Source organism: Yokenella regensburgei, from assembly GCF_051486985.1.
GTDB lineage: Bacteria > Pseudomonadota > Gammaproteobacteria > Enterobacterales > Enterobacteriaceae > CBFFRJ01.
In genome coordinates this window covers 38147-58929 of the sequence record NZ_JAHVDV010000016.1, presented here as the reverse complement: position 1 = coordinate 58929, position 20783 = coordinate 38147, and the positions used below count along the sequence as shown (strand labels likewise).

The window sequence follows — 20783 nt, the reverse complement described above, 5'->3', positions numbered from 1 at the left end:
CGAATTACATTATGTTGCCTGAGATTATTTCTTTTGATCGTCAAATCACACTGGTTGGCGATTCCGGGATCCAGTTTATGGATTTTGGTTTAACGCTTAAACGTCAGCCTGCGGGTGAATTTGTCAAACTCGCCAACGGCGTGCTTACGCGTCTGATTTACAATGAACAACGTGATTACTATTTCTATCAGCCGACAGCTGGCAACATTGAAAAGGCCAAAAGTCAGTACGATATTCCAATCGAACAGAGCCTTAAATTACTGGATAGCGTCTGGCTGCCTCTCCCCCTGTTTCGCTTCAGTCCACCGAATATTTATCAGGAAGGGCCGCTAAACTGGGCGCGTTTTCGTTTAGTGAAGCTGGATGAACCCGATTTGGATGGTCATACCCACCGTATGACGCTGGCGATTGATACCCGCATTATGGCGAAGCAGCAGGCCGCCGCCGATCTCAGCCCGAATCAAGAGGACGTGAATGCCGGTGCGACCTTTGCTGTCGCTACCGCGACCTATGCGCTTAACTGGTATCTGACTCAGGAATGGGTCAAGGACTGGCTGGTTGAAGTCTATACGGACGCCAGTAAAGGGCGGGACATTGACGAGCGTGAAGAAGAGCTTGCTCAGCAGTACCCTCTGGCGCACTACCTTAATCTTCTGTCATTGATGGCGATTCCTGTGGAAGGCCTACAAACGCAGACCGAACCGGTGATTGAACTCCCCCAGTTCAGAATGATCGCGAATCGGGAGGTCAATGCCATCAAACCTATCGCGGTTGATCTCATTCTTGATGTGGGTAATTCCCGCACCTGCGGCATTTTGATTGAAGACCATGGTCAGTCTGGTTCAGGGCTTATGCACAACTATGTGCTTAAACTGCGCGACCTCAGCTCCCCTGAACATGTCTATACAGACCCCTTTCAGAGCCAGGTCGAGTTCTCTCAAGCCTTTTTTGGTAAAGATCACTGCTCAGTACGCAGCGGCCGTCACGATGCTTTCCAGTGGCCAACCATCGCCCGTATTGGCGGTGAAGCCAGTCGTTTAGCCGCCCGCCGTCGGGGCAGTGAAGGTTCCACGGGGTTATCCAGTCCTAAACGCTACCTGTGGGATGAGAAGTTCTATGGCCAGGGCTGGCGCTTTAACGGCAGCTATGTGCAGGATACCAACCCCCTCGCCACAGCGGCCCCCTTTGCCAATCTGATCGATGAAAAAGGCGAAGCGCTGCACACCATTGAAGACGAAATGGATCGCATCCCCGTTTTCACACCACGTTACTCCCGCAGTTCTCTGATGACATTTATGCTGTCGGAAGTACTGACGCAGGCGATAAGCCAGATCAACAGCCCGGAGCAACGCATTCGTGAAGGTCATGCGGGAATCCCTCGTCAGCTCCGGCACATTATTCTTACCGTTCCGCCAGGTCTGCCGATGGCAGAGCGCTGCATTCTCGATGACAGAATGCGTCAGGCGGTGGGCTTAGTCTGGAAATCTCTGCGCTGGCATACGGGCGAAAACAATCCTTATGATGATGAAGTAGAGCCACATACCCAGGGCAATATCAAAATCCCGCTGCCAAAAATTCGCGTGGAGTGGGACGAGGCTTCCTGCGCTCAACTCGTGTATCTCTATACCGAAATCAATCAAAACTTTGCGGGTCATCCAGAAGTGTTTTTTAACACTTTGGGTCGCCCGGATCGCAAAGATCGCGAAGCCATTACCATTGCCTCCATCGATATTGGCGGTGGCACCACAGATCTGGTGATTACCGATTATCGTCTGGATCGCAACGGTTTAGCCGGGGGGGGCGCGAACGTTCACATCATTCCTCACCAGCGTTTTCGTGACAGCTTTAAAATCGCCGGTGATGATATTCTGCTGGATGTCATTCAGTCCTATGTACTTCCCGCTTTCGAACAGGCTTTACGCGAAGCGGGTGTGCACACGGTAGACACCCTGATGTCGCAGCTGTGTGGTTCACAAAATATCAGCGCAGCCGAAGCGGTGTTGCGTCAGCAGTTAAGCCTGCAACTGTTCGTGCCGCTGGCACTGCACATCCTGAGCCGCTATGAACACTTCGATCCGCTGGATGAACAAACGCATCTGCTGATAAATCAGCAGGTCAGTGAGTTACTCCCCACGGGCAGCCTCAGAGAAGAAGTAGAAGCCTTTGTGCGCCGGGAAGTGCAAAAAGCAGGCGGGCCTCAGGACTTTAAACTGGGTAACATCGTCCTGAATCTTCCGCTGGCGAAAGTGCACAGCGATTTGTGCTCCGGTAAGTTCAATATCGATAAAGTGCTGACGGCCCTGTGTGAGGTCGTCTCCTGCTATAACTGCGATTTGTTGCTGTTGACTGGACGCCCATCCCAGTTGCCAGGTATTCAGGCTATCGTACGACGGAATCTGCCGTTGCCGCCGGGGCGTATTTTAGCGCTTCATGGCTATCAGACAGGTACCTGGTACCCATTCCACAAAAACGGTCATATTGACGATCCGAAGAGCACGGCATCTGTGGGCGCGATGTTGACGCAACTGTGCGCCAACCATAGCATTCCGAACTTCCATTTCCGCACTTCGGCGCTGAAACCTTATTCAACGATTCGCCATATCGGCATCATTGATATGGATAACCTGATTCACGATGCTGATGTGGTCTATCGCCATATCGAATCTGAAAATGGTCAGATTAAGTTGCCTGTTATTACCAGCCCTGAGGGTGAAGCCACGACGCAGAGCATCGTCATGCGCGGTGACCTGCGCCTGGGGTATCGTCAACTGGATGCTGAGCGCTGGTCAGCATCCCCACTCTATACCCTACGGTTTAGCGAAGAAGGTCGCAGAAAATTTTCGGCCGCGACCTCAACGGACAACGGTTCGCCGTACCTCAACGTCAGGCTGATGATTGATAAAGGAAAAGATGCTCGCCGATTAGGACTCATCAGCGATCGTCTGATCGTTGCCGACGTCAGCAGCAACACCGATAAATCGTTCAGCAAAAAAGATATAGAGCTGGAGCTCAATACCATGCCGGATACCGGGCTCATTGACAACCGCCACTGGCTCGATAGCGGGAGCGTTAAAAAATAATGAACAACGAACAAATTTCCCTTCAACAAGGTTGGGCAGCTATCGCCAAAGGCTGCCAGGATGCACTGGGCTGGGTAGAGACAGTACGCCCCCGTTCCCGCCGCCTGGATAACGAAGCGGATAAGCTCAACTTAGGTTTATTACGCACTAAAAATCTTGCCAACAGTTTGGGCCGGGTCTCCACCACCCCCATGACGGTGGGTTTCTTCGGCATCTCACAAGCCGGTAAGTCCTATCTTATTTCGGCATTAGCCGCGGGTAGCAATGGTGAGCTGGAAGCGCTTTACGGCGATCGTAAAGTAGACTTCATTAAAGAGGTGAACCCGGTCGGCGGGGGCAAGGAAGCAACGGGGTTGGTCACCCGTTTTACCCGGCAGGTCCCTGATGCGCCGACAGGTTATCCGGTTCCGTTGCGCCTGTTCAGTGAGATAGACCTTGCAAAAATTCTTGCTAACACCTGGTTTAATGACTTTAACCACGAACAACTGTCTTACCAGTTGGATGAAAGCCGAATCGAAGAGCGCTTGCGTCCGTACCTGCAACGTTCAGGCCAGGCAAACGCACACAGTGGCGTCAGCAGTGAGGACGTTGTAGCGTTATGGGATTACCTGAACGCGTCATTCAAGAAATCAGTCGAAAAACTGGAGCATGCATACTGGCCGCAGGTGCTTAAAGTCGCCCCGATGCTCAGCCCCAATGAGCGAGCAGAACTCTTCTCTTTGCTTTGGGGGGAGTTACCTGAGCTGACCGAAACCTATCGTTCGCTCGCCAATGTGCTGGCAAAACTTAACCACGCCGAAATGGTGTTTGCTCCGCTGGAGACACTGATCGATCATAGTCGTGGCAGCATCATGAATGTCGATAGCCTTAATAAGCTTGGCTCAAATCAGAGTCACTCTGTCGAAATTCGATTCTGGAAAGAAAACCAGCAGACGGGTAGCGCCAGCTTGTCACAAGCTGAACTGGCGGCACTGACCTCTGAGCTCATTTTCCCGCTGGCAGAAGTGACCGACCAGAGCGTGACCAGGCAGGTCGACTTACTTGACTTCCCGGGCTACCGTGGACGCCTGAAGCTCACCGCTCTGAAAGATGCTGATCCGGATAACCCTGTCTCACAGCTCCTGCTTCGCGGCAAGGTTGCCTACCTCTTTGAGCGCTATACCGATAACCAGGAAATGAATGCCCTGGTCGTTTGCGCCAGCTCGTTTAAACAAAGTGACGTTGCCGATGTTGGTCCGGTGTTAACGCGTTGGGTGGACAAAACCCAGGGCAAAAATGCAGACGAGCGCGGAGGCACGAAGCCGGGGCTATTCTGGGCCATTACCATGTGTGATATGCGCATCACTGACAGTCTGAAAAAGACGGAAAGTCAGTTGAAAGAAGCCTGTGACGGCATGCTGCATATCACGCTATTGGAACGTTTTGCTCAGTATGAATGGCTAAAAGAGTGGTCGCCTGGTCAGCCTTTTAATAACTGCTTCCTTGTACGTAAACCCGGCATGGATAACCCCTTCCTGACGCTGGAAAACATCCCCGGCCAGGAGAGCCTTAAAGAAGTGGCTCTCGCCGATCGCTATCGCGGCGTACTCGATACAATGGGCACCGTCTTTGCCAGTGGTGAAAAAATTAAACGCCACGTAGCCGACCCCAGCGCGGCGTGGGAAGCCATGCTCTCCTTGAATGATGGAGGCATGCATCGCCTGACCGAAGCACTTCGTGGTGTCGCCAATCTGGAGTTCAAATTAAAACGTCTGCAAACGCAGTTGCGAGCGTGCCGTGAGAATACGGTCGAAAAACAACTGGGACGCTGGTTTGAAAAGGATGGCGAGGGCAAGATTGAGCAGAAGCAAGCCATTGCTAAAGATCTCTGGCAAGGTTTATCGGCCTGCGCACCGAGCATAGGCGAAATGATAAATCGCCTGGATCTGCCGCCGCATGAACTGCGTAACATTTATCTGAGTATCCGCGACCAGGACAATGAATCTCAGGCGGCCGGTGAGCCTCGGGCAGCGGTCTCCTTTGCAGCTAATCCATTTGGCGCTAACCCGTTTGCCAGCAATCCTTTTGCCGATAATCCTTTCGCCACTGCGCCTGCTGATGACAAAAGTGCTATGGATGAGGCAGCCGCGCCGCTGCCTGAACGCGTGGGCCGTGATGACGCCTTTGCACATGAAGTATTCAAAGTCTGGGTAGCGCATTTACGCGATTTACCGCTGCAAACCGCAAGCTGGCAGCAGTTGGGCATGAACAGCGACATGATCACGCTGCTTTGTGAAGAGCTCATCACTGCCAGTACTCGTCTGGAACTGGAGGGTAAGCTGAAACATGCCCTCGCAGGACAGGAGCAGGCAGGCACGCTTCGTAGCCAGTTGATGGCTCGCCAGGTGTTACGTGCGCAGCTGACCATCCGCGATTTTATCGCCTGGTTTGGTTACCTTTCCTTGCCTGAGGATCAGGTTCCCAATAGCTATGTGGGCGAGAAAAAGAAAGTCTTTGCCCGACAGGCAACGCTTGGGCAGGATGAGCTTCCACAACTGCCTTCTCTCGCGCCGCAACCCGGCGTCGCCTACATGGGTGACTGGTTGTCCGCGCTGATGACCCTCATTCTGGACAATGCGGGTCATAGTGCCACCCGCGATATCTCCATCGAACATAACCGGCAACTTGGCCAGATTATCGGCCAAATGAAACAAGAGAACCTGTCATGCTAGCTAAAATTTTTGCCTGTCAACCTGCCGTGCCGGGCACTGCCCAGTTGATGATCCGTTTGCGTGGTGAACAGTCTCTGCTCGCCAGCCTGACCTTTTGCCTGTGCAATAACGAACAAAACTATCTGCAACCCGACAGCAACTGGAGCCCGGCTCCCCACTGGTTCACCATTGATGGTGGTTATCCGCTAAGCAACGGCAGTGGTTTCCGTATCGGGCCGACCCTTCTGAATCCGCTGCTGGAAAGGGCAAGTCAGGTGCAAATTCAGGTCAAACTGGCGTCAGGTGAAACGCGCAGTACGACACTGCAAATGGTGCGTGATGAGCTGTTCTCATCGGATGCGCGTGGCCAGACGGGGAATTACAGCAGTAGTAGCGTGCTGTCGACACCCGCACCGGTTCCGGCCCCTGAAGCCCAACCTGAAGTGGCGCCTGCACAGCCGACGATTGCTCCTCAGCCTGTGCAGGACACGCGCCCACCAAAACGCAGCGTATCCCTTATACCGATCGTGGCCGGCATACTCATCGTGCTGCTCATTGCGGCCGGCGCGTTATGGTGGTTTATGGGACGAGACGCCTCTGCACCGACGCAGGAACCCGTGAACAGTCAGGCCGAAGCCCCAGCTCCGGCGGCCCCGGCTGAACCTGCTGCACCTGCTACCCCGGCAGCGACAGAAGCCAAACCGGAGGTCAGCGCGTGCTCAGTGGCCAATCTGAACAGCCAGAGTGAACTTGATTTCGTCCAAAACTGTGTGCAGCAAAAGCTCGACAGCGCGGCATTGTTGACCATCATTCAGGCTGCCAAAGAGGCGAAGAAGTGCGGTGTAGCGCAGCGCTTGTATGCTAACCGTGCCCAGGGCGGAGATACCCAGATCGCGCTCGCTTACGCCACTGAATACGATCCTAAAGAGCATAAGCCAAGCGAGTGCTTTAAAACGCCCGATCCCGATACTGCCGCTTACTGGTATGAAACGGTGCTGCAAACTGAGCCGGATAACCAAAAGGCTAAGCAGCGCCTTGAGGAGTTGGGCAAATGATGAAGAAACATTTTCTAAAACTGGCTTTACCGTTGTGTAGTCTGCTTTTGGCTGGTCATGCGTATGCAGCAGAGGGGGATAAGCCCCTGCTGCAGGAAGGCAAAAAAACGCTGTTTCAACGGGTGCTGACCACGCCAGGCTGCAAACTCGGCACCGCGGCAGGTGATGACAAAGGGGTACTGCAGCCTGCGTTTAGCAGTCTTTATGTTTATCAGAAAGCAGAGGCTAACGGACAAAGCTGGGTGCAGGTGGGGCCAGACAGCTATGGCAAGGTTATCGGCTGGCTGCCGCAGTCGTGCACCGTGGACTGGAAAATGCAGCTTACGCTTGCCTTTACCAACCCCGCCAACCGCGATCGCTTGATGTTTTTTAAAGAGCGAAAAAGCCTTGATGATATTCTTTCTGCCCCCGATCCGGTCTCACTGGTGGCACCGCTTCGTGCCCATCTCAAACGAGACGGTAACGCCGAGGGCGTATTAGCCCAGGAACCGGAATATTTCGTGGACCTGCAAAAGCAGTTTTACTTGTTGCCTATTTTGAGCGGTGAAGAAGTGATGACTGAAAATGGGTTCTACACGCGCTTACTCAATGTTGCCTCGGTCAGCAAAGCAGACCCTGAAGTCAAACAGGGTGATGACGTTAACCAGCTAAAGGGCTTTAATGCGACGGTCGTGTTCGTTATCGACTCAACCATTTCCATGGGTCCCTACATCGAACGCACCAAAGAAGCGGTCAATAAAATTTACGACAAAATCAAACAAGAGCACCTGCAGGATCAGGTTAAGTTTGGTCTTGTCTCATTTCGATCAAATGCCAAAGCCGTACCCGGTCTGGAATACACCACGAAGATCTACGCTGATCCTAATCAGGTAAAAGATGGCGACGATTTTCTTAAGAAAGTTGCAGGGCTGAAAGAAGCAAAAGTTTCCAGCTCACTTTACGATGAAGATGCTTATGCAGGCGTAATGTCCGCAATCGACAACGTTGACTGGAGCCCGTTTGGCGCGCGCTACATGGTGTTGATCACCGATGCGGGAGCAATTGAAGGTAGCAACAAACTTTCGGGAACCGGCCTGGATGCGAAACAGCTCAGACTGGAAGCCGGCAATCGCGGTATTGCTATTTATACCCTGCACTTGAAGACCCCTTCCGGCAAAGATGACCATGCGAAAGCCGAAGGCCAGTATCGTGACCTCTCTAATTTTGACAGCACGCAGTCTAACCTTTATCAGGCGGTGGATGCCGGTGACCTGAAAACCTTTGGTAAGCAGGTCGATGCCCTGGCGGCAGCGATTACCGAGCAGGTGAAGTCAGCCTATATGGGTGACCCGGCCATCGGCAGCGCACTCTATTCGAAAGATGAAGGGAAAAAGTCCACGCCGGAAGAGAAATTGCTTGAGGATACCGCGCTCATTGGTCACGCCATGCAGCTCGCTTATCTGGGCAAGAAGAATGAAACCCAGGCCCCGCTGGTCTTCAAAGCCTGGATCAGCGACCGCGATCTTATCAAGCAGAACATCCCAACCACGGATGTTCGCGTGCTACTGACAAAAGGGCAGCTGAGCGATTTAAGCGATGTGGTCAGCCAGATTCTGCAGGCGGCAAATGAAGGCATGATCTCTCCTGATAAGATGTTTGAGCGGCTACGTACCGTCGCAGCCACCATGGGCGCTGACCCTAACCAGCTCAAACAGAAAGAGAATAGTAAGATTAACGAACTGGGGGTCCTGGGCGAATATCTTGCAGATCTGCCGTACCGTAGTGATGTCCTGAATCTTGATGAAGAGACGTGGAAAAGCTGGGATGGCCTGTCGCAGGAGAAATTCATCCGTACCCTGTCAGCCAAACTTCGTCATTACCAGAAATACAATGCCGATGTGGACCGCTGGGTTGAGCTTGCTAAAGACAGCGATCCCCGTGAACGCGTCTATCCTGTACCGCTGGAAATGATGCCCTGATGCTGCACATTGAAAATTTGCACGTTGTTCGCGGCGAGGGTGTTCAGGCGCATCATGTTTACCTGCCGCAGCTCGTGCTGCGGCCAGGTCAGTTGGTGGCAGTGACTGGCGAAAGCGGCTGCGGCAAAAGTACGCTGCTTGAAGCGATTGGATTATTGTTGCGTCCCGACCATATCGGGCGCTTCACGCTGACGGATACCGATAAGCAGCATGATGTTGCATCGCTCCTCACTACTAATCGGCAGGCAGACCTCGCAGACATTCGTGCGCGTCATTTGGGATTTGTTCTGCAAAACGGCGGGTTATTACCTTTTCTCAGGGTACAGGACAATATCCGGCTGCCGAGTCAACTGCTCGGCATCACGCCTGATAAACCGTTGCTCGACAGAGTTATCAACACGCTCAAGCTCGGTCCGTTACTGGGGAAATACCCGTCACAACTCTCATTTGGTGAGCGACAGCGAACCGCATTTGCCCGCGCCATTGTACATCGCCCCGGACTGGTGCTGGCCGATGAACCCACCGCGGCCCTTGATCCCTACAACGCTCAACAGCTATTTAGTCTGTTTATTGACCTGGTGCAGCAGGAGAAGATGATGGCACTCGTGGTCTGCCATGACTGGCCGCTGGTGCAAAAATTCAATTTGCCCTGTCTGGTCGCCCGTCCCGACACGGATTCAGGCGAACACGCAGAATCACCGGCCCGGAGGGGAACCCATTTTGTCTTTTAACCGAACCCTACTGCTTGGCCGTCTTGCGGTACAGGATCTGTGGCACGACCGTATTATTTCTTTTTGCATTGTCTCTTCTCTGGTTGCAGTGATTGCCCCCCTCCTCCTGTTGTTTGGCCTGCGCTTTGGGGTAATCAGTCAATTGCAGGATGATTTAACGCGCGATCCCCGCAACCTTGAAATACGGATGCTCAGCAGCGGAAGCTACGATCAAGCCTGGATAGATGCTTTGCGCCAGCGCCCTGATGTGGGTTTTGCCATAGGGCAGACACGCTCCCTAAACACTCTTGCTGATTTGCAAACTGACAGCAGTCACTTCATTGAAAATGCCGAAGTAATACCGACGGATGCAGGCGATCCGCTGCTGGGTAGTCTGGAAATTCATCATGAAAATGAGATTGTTTTAACGCAGGAAGCAGCACGCAAGCTGGCCGTAAAGGTGGGCGACACCCTTACCTTACGCGTGAGCCGACAGCGCGAAGAACGCCGGGAGTGGGGGCGTAAATCGCTCACCGTGGTTGGGATCCTTGCACCGACTTATTTCAACCGGGCCGCCCTGTTTACTCAACCGGCACTGCTCCTGATGCTGGAGCGTTTTCGTGACGGTTATGCCGTGAGCGAGCTTGGTATTAGCAGCGGCAGTCAGCTTAACGACAAACCGCCCCTCTATGCGCGCGCGCGCCTGTATGCCAGCGATATCGATCAGGTTGCCAGCCTTGAGCGCGTTCTGCGCGCGCAACGCATTGAAACCACCAGCCGGCTGGCTGACATCGAAAATGTGAAAAGCATTAACCGCGTGCTGGGGGTGATTTTCAATACTATCGCGGCAACCGCGCTTATCGGGTGTGTTGCTTCGCTTATTGGCTCCTTTATCGCTAACGTCGATCGTAAACGTAGACATATTGCCGTGTTGAGATTGTTGGGATTTACCGGTCCGGCAGTCGGGCTGTATGTCATTTTACAAGGCTGCCTGCTCAGCCTGTTGGCCTATGTAGGGGGTTATGGCATTTATTTACTTGCCAGCCAGATCTTTAACCGTGCGCTGGCGGGCAGCCAGGCAACCGATCAGATGCTTTGCAAAATAACGTTACAGCATAGTCTCTTCGCCATGGCGTTGACGCTGCTCGTTGCACTGCTGGTTGCAAGTATCGGTGCCCGCCGCGCCATCAACATAGAACCTGCGCAGAGCCTGCGTGAGGTATGACCTTATATTCTTATTTTAATCACTTGATTCGCGGAGAGTGTTTGTGACCTTGACTCTTTCTTCACTGCGGTACGCTTTAGTGCTCGGCCTGCTTCCCCATATGTCTTCAGCGCTGGCGGAGCCCTGGGCCACCAATACCTGGAACCCCAATCCTGATGATGAAGATATCGTTTTGCCAATGCCTTGCGAAGGTTCAATGGCGTTTCGTCGCGTCGAGATCCCCGTGTCAGGCCCGCTGGACGATCTTCCCATCACGCTAGGGCAGGATGGAGGAGACTGGGGCGTTGTCGAACACAGTTACCCGACTTTCATTGCTGGTAGCTTTAGTGAGAGCAAAAAAAGCAAAGGTCGTTATTACCTGATGGCCAAGTACGAGCTTACGGCTCTGCAATATAAAGCCCTGATGGAAGGAACCTGCCCGACTCCGTCGCGAATGCTCAGTATGCCTGCAACCAGCATGAGCTGGTTTGATGCCATTACTGCTGCCGATAAATATAATCAATGGCTACGCACTAACGCCCTCGATAAACTGCCTCAGGAAGATGGGAAGCCTGGATTCTTGCGGCTACCGACGGAAGTAGAATGGGAATTTGCAGCGCGCGGCGGCCTCAAAGTGAATAGTGCTGAATTCCGGGATGCCCATTATCCGATGGATGATATGAAAAACTATGAATGGTTTTCTGGCGCGCAATCCTCTAACGGTAAAGTCCAGCTCATCGGGCGATTGCATCCCAACCCGTTGGGCTTGTATGACATGCTGGGTAATGTTTCAGAAATGATGTTTACACCGTTTTATCTTAACAAGCTGAACCGTCTCCATGGCCAGGCCGGGGGGTTCGTGGTGCGTGGGGGTAGCTTCCAGTCAAATCCAACCGATATTCGCAGCGCGACCCGTAAAGAAGTCAATTACTACGACAACGCCACCCCCTCGACCAGTAAAACCACCGGCCTGCGTCTGGTGCTGGTCGCCCCTACCATCACCTCTACCGATAAAGTGAAACAACTCGAAAAAAGCTGGGAAACCCTGGGGGCTGAAAATCAAAACGGCGAGAAAACTAAAGATGAAGGTAAAGATACGGCCAAAGCGCTGGGAAGTCTTGCATCTGGTATCGACGATGCGGCACTAAAACAGAAGCTAAAAGATCTCGAAAATCAACTTCGCGCCAGCAACCAGAAGCAGCAAGAAGAGCGTGCTCAGTCGATTCGCGCCAGCCTTAATTTAGGATCGTTCCTGTGCACCAAGCTGCAGGATGATGGTCGCTTCCTTGATTTCCTGAATCATAACTATGAGCTGCTCTGTAAAGATAAAGATGCCAGCGACACCAACTGCGCTAACCGTAAAAGCAAACTGGGAGAGCAATCAGACAGGCTGCAACAGCTTACGGGCTATTACGCCAGCAGTCTGGTCGACTCGGCGACCTTGTACGGTGCGGACAGTCTCAAGCATGAAGTCTCGGTATTCGAAGAAATGCTCACGATCAATAAGCGGCTCACGGGTTTGAAGCCCTTCCTGGCGGCGCATTGGCAGAATCAACAGAAGTATCTGGAAAACGGTAAGATAGATACCGCAGGTTGGCTGGAAAGCTGCAAAAAGACCGCCGGTGGGCAATAACCGTCGCTGAAATTCCAGGCGGTAATAGACAGTATTGTGAGGAAAGACGCCGTTGATTCATTAGCGGTGGCGCGTTTTTGGTACTGAATGTCGCAGCCAGACTGGCCTGCGGCATTCGGCCGGAGATTATGGGGTGTCATTTTGTGTAGCCAGCGCACGTAACTCCAACGCATCGTGGCTGCAAAAAAGGGTGATCTCATCGCCATGACGAGAGACAAGCTCCCTCAGTCGCTGTTGATTATGCCGTCTCGCCCCATTATCCATTGCCATCATCCACTGATAAAAGCGCAGCCCAGGCGTACAGTGCGGTTTCTGCCCCTGCATTTCACCGCGAAAAAACCAGGCATCTCCGCCATGCAATAGCCAGCCTTGCGGCTGTTTTATCGCAATACCGGCATGCCCCAGCGTATGCCCTGCCAGCGGCACAAGCAGGATTTCAGGCAAAAGCCCTTGCAGAGCCGTTACCGCCTCAAAGCCATACCATGTCTCACCCTGTGGCTGATAGCCTGTCCAGCCAGAAATGCCGCTCCACTGGCCGGGACGATAGCGTTCTCGCGCCAGCCAGCTATGCCGCTGCTGAGCGTTATCTATCTCTGTTTGCAATAGATGAACTCGCGCATGTGGGAAATCGGTAATGCCCCCGGCATGGTCAAAATCAAGGTGCGTCAAAATAATATGTCGAACATCTTCGGCATGAAATCCCAGCGCTTCTATTCGTGAACGGGCAGTCAGTTCTTCCCGTCGTTGAATGTTATTCAGCACGCGAAAAAAGCCAGACAGACGCTGATCTGGGCGATGTATGTCATCCTTGCCGAATCCCGTATCCACCAGCACCAGCCCATCACTGTCTGTTTCAATGAGCAGACAATGGCAGACCAGATGCGCGTGTAACCCCTTGCTGAAGCCATCGTATAACGCGCCGCCAACAGGGCACATGCAGCCGCAGTTAAGGTGATGGACCTTCATCATTTCGCCTCCGGGATGGCCTGCCGGGTCTGCTCCGCCTGTCCAAAGTGGCTGGTCTCCCCGTGGGCATGTTCTCCCGCGCCCTGCACCCGTTTGAGCTGGATAACATCGCCCTTCTGCCATGCGTTCGCTCCCTCGATAATCGGGTGCGCCACTATATCGGCACGTTCACGTTTGATGGTCTGCGTGTTGACATCAAGTCGTTTGTCCCTGTCAGCCAACAGTTGAGGATCAAGCTGCCCTTCCCCGGTAAAGCCCATCATCAGCGCCGGGATGCCAAGGGGAAGCGTCTTGTCGCGATCGGTATGCCAGGTGTGCCAGGTCTTACCATACGTATTCACAATTTTGCGCATCAGGGCCTTATCTGCCACTGCCGGTAATCCGGGTGCTATCAGACTGCCGGACTTCACTTCATACTGATGGCTGTGCCAGAGTTTTTTCTCCTCCGGCGGCAGGGTTCTGAACAGACGCTCACTGATAATGTATTCAACCCCCATCAGGCGGGCATCCTTTGTGTTGCCGTCATAAATCACCGCCTGCATGACGTCTTCATTTAGCACCGTCACATAATGGTGGGCTTCCATCTGCCCGTTTTTGTCACCGCTGTAAAAATGAAAACCGTCAAGATAAGCACTTATCGCCTCAACAGGCGGACGGGACTGCACTATCTGCGCGCCGGTTTCCAGCACCTGTAGTTCAGAAGAGGTCTTTTCACCGGGAAGTGGGGTTTGAGGCGGGGTGGTATTTGCCCCGCATCCTGCTAACGTCAGGCTCGTTAAGAGTGCAAAAAATAGAGGTTTCATCTGCTTTCCTGGTCAGGGTCGTTGTACTCAACGTAGTACATGACGCGAAAAGCGACGATAAATTTGTACCGATCCATGCAAGACGTTTTGAAGAGAACGAACTTTGCCCGCTGCGCCGGCCATAAATCAACGCAGAGCTATCCTGTTGCCAGAACCTCACTGCCGTTACGCTTAAGGTGCGCAAGCACGTGCGTTTCTCTCACTGGCGCACCTTAAAAGTGAAGTTATAAATTTGAAATACATCACACTCCTGAACGAACGGTAAAAATGTACAGCATGATCATAAACTCGCAGGTTTGCACATAATGCATTGATATAAAAAACTTAATTAATTTAACTACCACATTCCAAGCCTGGTAAAAAAGCTTAAAAATATAGCTGCGGTTTAATAAAAATCCTTACCCTTTGATTTTATGAAAGATCCGCGGCCGGCCTGACCATTATTATCATGTTAAAGGTTTAGTCTTGAAAGCCGATAAAGAAGGATATTTCCATTGGCCTTTTCAGGAATTTCTAATGACCGTCTCTAAGAAACTCACACTTATATTCAGTTTCGCGCTGCTCGCGTTGTTAATGCTTGGGATAATCAGTATTAACTCTCTGTATCAAGCACAAAATCGTTTTGAATATATTGCGAGTAACTCGTTACCAAGCATTAATCAGATAGGCATTATCACCCAGAACAGAGAAGAGGCACGACGTCAAATCCTGATGGGTCTTCTATCTAACAATAAAGAAACATTCTATAAACATCTTGATACCGCACGCCAATACTTAAATAAAGTGCAGGATGGCTTAAATTATTATAAAGACCATTTGATTACGGATGATAAAGACGCACAGGGGATAGATGCGACTAATAAATTATTCCAGGTTTATCTGGAAAAGGTTAATAAAACCGTTAATATTTATGAAACTCAAGGCAGTGATGCTGCCAGTATGATGGTCGCAGATGAAGGCGAGACAGCGGTTGCCTCGGTTGCGTTAAGCAACAATATAAAACAGCTGCTTTCCTACAATTATGAAATCGCAACCAATTTTGCAGCAGAGAATAACAAACAGTATTCGAGCACGCTTTGGTTACTCATTGGCATCATAAGTGCAGCCATAGTATTGACCGCACTTTCATCGTTTTCCATTTTGAAATATATCAAAAAGAGTCTGCATACGTTGCAAGAAAGCATGAAGCATATCAGCGAACATCTTGATATGACGCAGCGGGTTAACCTGACCAAAAAAGATGAGCTTGGCGCAACCGCAAATAATTTTAATACGTTGTTGGAAAAACTTCAGGATGTGCTGTCTGGCGTAAAAGCTGCCAGTAAAGAGGTGGATAGCGCAGCCAGCGAAATCGCCCTCAGCAATGACGATCTCTCTTCACGTACGGAATCACAAGCCTCCTCGCTGGAAGAGACGGCTGCAAGCATGAACCAATTATCTGCAACCGTGAAACGCAACCTTGATAATGCGAAGGAAGCTAATAATTTCATTAGCAACGTCCAGACGATAGTCAATGACAGTAACCGTGAATTAAGTTCACTGCAAAATTCGATCAATGATATCTCTGCTTCCTCAAATAAAATTGCCGAGATAACAAATATTATTGATGGTATTGCATTCCAAACCAACATACTCGCACTTAATGCCGCAGTGGAAGCCGCACGGGCAGGAGAACAAGGTAAAGGGTTTGCCGTGGTTGCCGGCGAAGTACGCTCATTATCGCAGCGTTCATCCGTAGCGGCGCGTGATATCAGAACCCTTATCGAGGAAGCAATCCATAACGTTGGTAAGGGCGTAGAATCTGCTGCAAATGTCACTGCACGGATGGATCAGACGCTTAGCGCTGTAAATGAAACCACTCAACTTATCAATCAGGTTAACCATTCTTCGAAAGAACAGAGCTATGGCATTGATCAAGTCAATATCGCAGTAAACAATATGGAAGGAAATCTGCAGCAAAACGCGGCGATGGTAGAACAAATGGCGTCGGCAGCAAACTCACTTAGCCAACAGGCAGGTAAGCTTTTAAGCGGCGTTAGTTCATTTAAGCTTTAACCCACACCGAAACCTGGCACAGCGTTAACAGGCCAGCAAAGCATAACCCATCGCATGCTTTCGCTGGCCTGCATGCTGCAAAATCAATCCCAATGAGCTGGCAGGATGAAGATCGGGTAATTAACCGCCCAACCTGCGCAGGCTGGCTTTATCTGGTCGGAGTGGAAAAGCGTCACTCTACCGCTCCGTTACCCTCTTCAGACGCTCGCCCGGCGAGCACTCAGATGTCTCGCAGCCCCCCCGAATGCTAAAGTCTTTGCTTACCCTTTTGCGGGGTAACGTCTTGTTAATCAGTCACACGCTTTCGTCTGAAGGCGCACGCTAAAAAAACATCTCCTATACTCTGTTACGTTTAACTGATGCTGCCCCTGCTTTTTGTGCCGGGCTTCTGTTGAGTTCCTCGCGCTAAAGCGGCCGTTCAGCCCCGGTTAAACGATATTTTGATGTTTTTTTCCGGTACTTTTTAATAAGGGACTTCCTGGTATGTTGCAATCTCAATCCTCACGCGCCGGCACGTTACTGCTGCTGTTAGCTGCAGCGATCGGCGTTGCCGTGGCGTTATATGCCTGGTTTACGCCGCTTACCGGCGTTACCGGTACTATTGGTGCGCTGGGCGTGGCAGTCGCCTGCGTCCTGCTGGCGATTCTGACCTTTCTGTTAGGTGCTGCAACCCGTCGCAGCGCGCGCCTCTTTCTGATCATTGTCATCCTTGTGGTGCTGTGTGGCACGGGCTTCGCAGCCATGCTGTTGCACCAGTACATCATTACGGTAGCTATGGTGGTCGGCCTGGCTGGTCTGATTGCGCTGAGCAGCAATTCCGTTCGTCACACTCATCGCGTCAGAGACTGAGGAGCCACCTGTGCATAAAAATAAACATTACCCGTTACTGAAAATGAGCATGACGGCGCTGGCATTACTGGTCGCTCCGCTCACGCTGCAGGCGCAGGACAAGGCTGCTGAGGCTTCTCAGGGGACGCAGGAAAAACTCAATGTGGATGCGGCCGACCAACAAGCGCCGGGGACAACCAACACCACCGATCATGCATCAACCGAAAATACCGAGGGGCAGAACGTGGCGGCGGTCAGCCAGCCCGCGACGCCGCTGGTTCCTTCTGCCGCAACCTGGGACAGTTTTCACGGGCAGCTCAATGCTCAGAAATACAGCCCCCTGACCCAGATCACGGCGGATAACGTCGGCAAATTAAAAAAAATCTGGGAGTTTCATACCGGCGACGTCTCGGATGGTAAAGGCGACACGCCCGCTACTGTCTGGTCCGCTACCCCTATTTTCGCCAACGAGACGCTTTATATTGGCACCCCCTTCGATCGCCTTATTGCCCTGGATCCGGGCACTGGCAAAGAGAAGTGGCACTATGACACTAAATCGCCCCGCGAGGCCCTGACCCAACCGGTGCTGAAGAATCGCGGCGTCTCCTACTGGCAGGCAAAAAATCCTGTCGCCGGTGAGGCGTGCCAGAAGATCGTTTATATGGGCACCGTTGACGGCAAACTCTTTGCGCTGGACGCCGATTCAGGCAAACCCTGCAAGGACTTTGCGGATAACGGGGTGCTGAATGTGAACCAGTGGAACACGGTTAATGCCAAATTCCCACTGTCCATCCTTCAGCCGCCAACGGTCGTCGGTGACCATCTTCTTGTAGGCTGGGCGGGTAAAGACTGGGCTTATGCCGAGGCGCCTCCGGGCAGTGTATTCTCAATCAATGCCCGGACCGGCAAGCGTGAATGGACGTTTGACGCTATTCCGGCCGAGATCCGCAAACGCACGGGGACGGCAAACGTCTGGACACATATGTCTGCCGATGAGGCGAATGGTCTGGTCTATCTTCCGGTTTCCTCTCCGTCTCCCAACTACTGGGGCGGTAACCGTGTGGATGCCATCCCGCTGGGTACATCCACCACTGCGCTGGATATCAACACCGGTAAAGTGGTCTGGTCCCGCCAGTGGGTGCATCATGATGTGTGGGATTACGATATCAACTCTGCACCAACGCTGATGGATATTACGGTCAATGGCAAACAGATCCCGGCGCTTATCCAGGCCACCAAGCAGGGGTTCCTGTTTGTGGTTAACCGCCTGACGGGCGAGGACGTCTGGCCTATCGAAGAGCGGCCGGTGCCTCAGGGCGACGGTTCAGTGAAGGGCGAAGTGCTCTCGCCCACGCAGCCATTCCCGACCAAACCAGCGCCACTGCTGGATCAATCGAAAAAACCAGAGATCTGGAAGCTGGCTGACGCCGTCGGTGCAGGCCAGTGTTCTCGCCTGTGGGATAAGCTCACCTATGAGGGGATGTACACGCCTCCGACCACCAAAGGCGAAGGTGCGCTGACCTATCCGGACAGCGCCGGCGGGGTCCAGTGGGGTGGTGTTGCTTTCGATCCACACAAACAAATCGCGATCGTGAATACCTCACATATTGTGCAGTATGTGAAGCTCTACAGCCGCGAGGATTATGATAAAGCGGATAAAGATGCGGGCAACGAGAGCGGCTTTGCGCCGCAGGAAGGCGCGCCGTACGGCATGCGACTGCTGGTGGCAAACAACTGGCTGGGTATGCCGTGCTGGCAGCCGCCGTTTGGTGAAATAGTCGCGCTCGATATGCATACCGGGGACGTTAAATGGCGCCGTCCGGTTGGCGCCTCGCAGCAGTATGGTTTCTTTATGCCAGAGAGCTGGGGTTCCCCCACTATTGGTGGTCCGGCTGTGACAGCGGGTGGCGTGATATTCATCGGTGCCTCAATGGATGCCAAAGTGCGTGCCTACTCGGTGGAGAGCGGCGAAGAGCTGTGGTCCGATCAGGTTGAAGCGCCTGCGGTAGCCAACCCGTCGGTCTATGAGTACAAGGGCCGTCAGTATGTGGCGTTCGTGGCCGGGGGAAATACCATTCTGAAGGACCAGGTGGGCGACCAGGTGGTGGTTTACGCACTGCCTGAATAGTTTCCCGCAAAGAGTCTGAGAAATGAGAGTGGGGCCTGCGGGCCCCATTTTTACACCGGGATGTGCACGATAATTGACTGCATGAACTTAAGCCCGGTCAACAAGCGCGGGCCATTGAACGCATTAAAGAAGGCGAAAAATGGCGGCGAGTGCTTCAACTGCGTCTTCTAACTCTTTTTCGTTGTAAGCGGCAAATCCCATCAGAAATCCAGTGCTGGCAGGCTCTGCTGCATATAACGCGGTAAGCCCGAGCATATCAATACCCTTACGACGGGCGGCAAGAGCTATCTCTGTTTCAGAGATCCCATGCCGGAGATGGCAAGGCATCTGCATTCCGCCACTCGGCTTTACATAGAAAACAAAGTCAGAAAGATAGTGGTCTATCAGCGCGGCCAGTTTGTCACGACGAGCGACATAGACACCACGCATCATGCGAACATAAGCGCCAAAATGCCCCCCTTCCAGAAACTTCGCCAGCGTCAGTTGGGTAATTGAAGCGGTATGACCGTCCATTAATGTTCTGGCTATCGTAAAGGGCTCAACCAGTTCCGTTGGTACGATCATGTACGCAATACGTAGCCCGGGAAAGAGGGATTTAGTGAATGTCCCGATGTAGATTGTACGGTTGAAAGAGTCCAGTCCTTGTACGCAGGCCATGGGCTTGCCTTCATAGTGAAACTCACTGTCGTAATCATCTTCAATGACCCAGGCCCCGTTACGGTTTGCCCAGTCGGTAACGGCAAGCCTTCTGTCAAGGGAGAGCGTGGTGCCGGTAGGATACTGATGAGACGGGGTAAGATAGATAGCCTTTGCCGCGACTGGCAGTACGTTAAGGTGTTCAATGCATAAGCCTTTTTCATCCAGGGGGACAGGAATGATATTCAGCCCGGCGGCGTTAAAGGCCTTTTGCGCCCCCTGATAGACAGGATCTTCAGTGACAATGTAATCCTTGCTATCCATCAGCACGTTTGAACAGAGGGTCAGGGCCTGCTGGGAGCTTGTCAGGATAATGATACGATCTGCGGTGGCATGGGCGCCGCGTTCCAGGTTGACATATTCTGCAATTGCCCGTCGCAGGCGTTCCATCCCCTGGGGCGGGCTTTGCTCCAGGGCATGGTGGCGATATTCTTTCAGTACCTGCCGCTGAAGACGCTCCCAGATTTGCAGCGGGAATAAGCGGGTTTCGGGAATGCCCGGAGCCAGGGGGCGGGGTAAGGAAAATTCCCGTATTCCGCCGCTCTCGTAAATCACTGTTCCCCGGGTGCTGAGCTTTGCTTCACGCGAGGTGACGTGTGCCTGGCGCTGTCTTGCGTGGGATTTCAGCAGTCGAAAACTGGCTGAAACGAAGCTGCCTTTTCCGGTATGCCTCTCGATAAAACCCTCCGCATGCAGGCGGGTGTAGGCAGCTTCGATGGTATCCCTGGAGACATCAAGCGATGTTGCCAGTGCGCGTGAGGCAGGAAGCGCCTTACCATTGGATAATACCCCCTCCAGTATTAACGTCCGTATGGCTCTCTGGATCCTTTCATGAAGCGGTAGTGACCCGTTAGCAGGATCAATCATCCACGCCTTCACCGTTTCAAGTTGCGCGTGCTTAAACATTGTTCTCCCCCCACCATGACTCTTTTCCTCATCCAGTCTAAAACAAGAGCGTCTGATGCCATACCGTTAAT

The 20783-nt window shown here is 52.5% G+C and carries 13 protein-coding genes; 10 read left to right on the top strand and 3 right to left on the bottom strand.

Annotated features, from left to right (window positions below):
• Window positions 1–11 precede the first annotated feature (11 nt).
• Genes KXR87_RS12655 through KXR87_RS12625 form a run of 7 tightly spaced genes read left to right on the top strand, consistent with a single transcriptional unit; the run spans window position 12 to window position 12330 of the window.
• On the top strand, window positions 12–3080 hold the full coding sequence (locus KXR87_RS12655) for a virulence factor SrfB (protein WP_437432601.1): 3069 nt from the start codon (window positions 12–14) through the stop codon (window positions 3078–3080).
• On the top strand, window positions 3080–5791 hold the full coding sequence (locus tag KXR87_RS12650; protein WP_437432600.1) for a putative virulence factor: 2712 nt from the start codon (window positions 3080–3082) through the stop codon (window positions 5789–5791). Before KXR87_RS12655 ends, KXR87_RS12650 begins: the two co-directional genes overlap by 1 nt.
• Window positions 5785–6825 carry a hypothetical protein gene (locus KXR87_RS12645; RefSeq protein ID WP_437432599.1) on the top strand — a complete coding sequence of 347 codons (1041 nt, stop codon included), beginning with the start codon at window positions 5785–5787 and terminating at the stop codon, window positions 6823–6825. The genes KXR87_RS12650 and KXR87_RS12645 overlap by 7 nt, the downstream gene beginning before the upstream one ends.
• A complete protein-coding gene (locus KXR87_RS12640; protein WP_437432598.1) occupies window positions 6822–8783 on the top strand; it encodes a vWA domain-containing protein in 1962 nt (653 codons plus the stop codon). The genes KXR87_RS12645 and KXR87_RS12640 overlap by 4 nt, the downstream gene beginning before the upstream one ends.
• Window positions 8783–9514 (top strand): ABC transporter ATP-binding protein, encoded by a 732-nt coding sequence (locus tag KXR87_RS12635; RefSeq protein ID WP_437432597.1) that lies wholly within the window; start codon window positions 8783–8785, stop codon window positions 9512–9514. Before KXR87_RS12640 ends, KXR87_RS12635 begins: the two co-directional genes overlap by 1 nt.
• Entirely contained in the window at window positions 9504–10718 is a 1215-nt protein-coding gene (locus tag KXR87_RS12630; protein WP_437432596.1) for an ABC transporter permease, read from the top strand. The genes KXR87_RS12635 and KXR87_RS12630 overlap by 11 nt, the downstream gene beginning before the upstream one ends.
• 43 nt (window positions 10719–10761) lie before the next feature.
• Window positions 10762–12330 (top strand): formylglycine-generating enzyme family protein, encoded by a 1569-nt coding sequence (locus KXR87_RS12625; protein WP_437432595.1) that lies wholly within the window; start codon window positions 10762–10764, stop codon window positions 12328–12330.
• Between the two features lie 126 nt (window positions 12331–12456).
• Here the strand turns inward: KXR87_RS12625 and KXR87_RS12620 are convergent, their stop codons facing one another.
• The gene (locus KXR87_RS12620; RefSeq protein WP_437432594.1) at window positions 12457–13299 is read right to left on the bottom strand and encodes an MBL fold metallo-hydrolase; all 843 of its coding nucleotides are present in this window, start codon (window positions 13297–13299) and stop codon (window positions 12457–12459) included.
• The gene (locus tag KXR87_RS12615) at window positions 13296–14099 is read right to left on the bottom strand and encodes an OBAP family protein (RefSeq protein ID WP_437432593.1); all 804 of its coding nucleotides are present in this window, start codon (window positions 14097–14099) and stop codon (window positions 13296–13298) included. Before KXR87_RS12615 ends, KXR87_RS12620 begins: the two co-directional genes overlap by 4 nt.
• 516 nt (window positions 14100–14615) lie before the next feature.
• On the opposite strand from KXR87_RS12615, the gene KXR87_RS12610 reads away from it, so the two are divergent.
• The 3 genes from KXR87_RS12610 (at window position 14616) to KXR87_RS12600 (ending at window position 19110) form a co-directional block, all read left to right on the top strand.
• Window positions 14616–16154 carry a methyl-accepting chemotaxis protein gene (locus tag KXR87_RS12610; RefSeq protein ID WP_437432592.1) on the top strand — a complete coding sequence of 513 codons (1539 nt, stop codon included), beginning with the start codon at window positions 14616–14618 and terminating at the stop codon, window positions 16152–16154.
• A gap of 483 nt (window positions 16155–16637) precedes the next feature.
• A complete protein-coding gene (locus KXR87_RS12605; protein ID WP_437432591.1) occupies window positions 16638–17003 on the top strand; it encodes a hypothetical protein in 366 nt (121 codons plus the stop codon).
• A 10-nt stretch (window positions 17004–17013) separates the two neighbouring features.
• Entirely contained in the window at window positions 17014–19110 is a 2097-nt protein-coding gene (locus tag KXR87_RS12600; protein WP_437432590.1) for a pyrroloquinoline quinone-dependent dehydrogenase, read from the top strand.
• 123 nt (window positions 19111–19233) lie between these two features.
• On the opposite strand, the gene KXR87_RS12595 is transcribed toward KXR87_RS12600, so the two are convergent.
• A complete protein-coding gene (locus KXR87_RS12595) occupies window positions 19234–20712 on the bottom strand; it encodes a PLP-dependent aminotransferase family protein (protein ID WP_437432589.1) in 1479 nt (492 codons plus the stop codon).
• Window positions 20713–20783 lie beyond the last annotated feature (71 nt).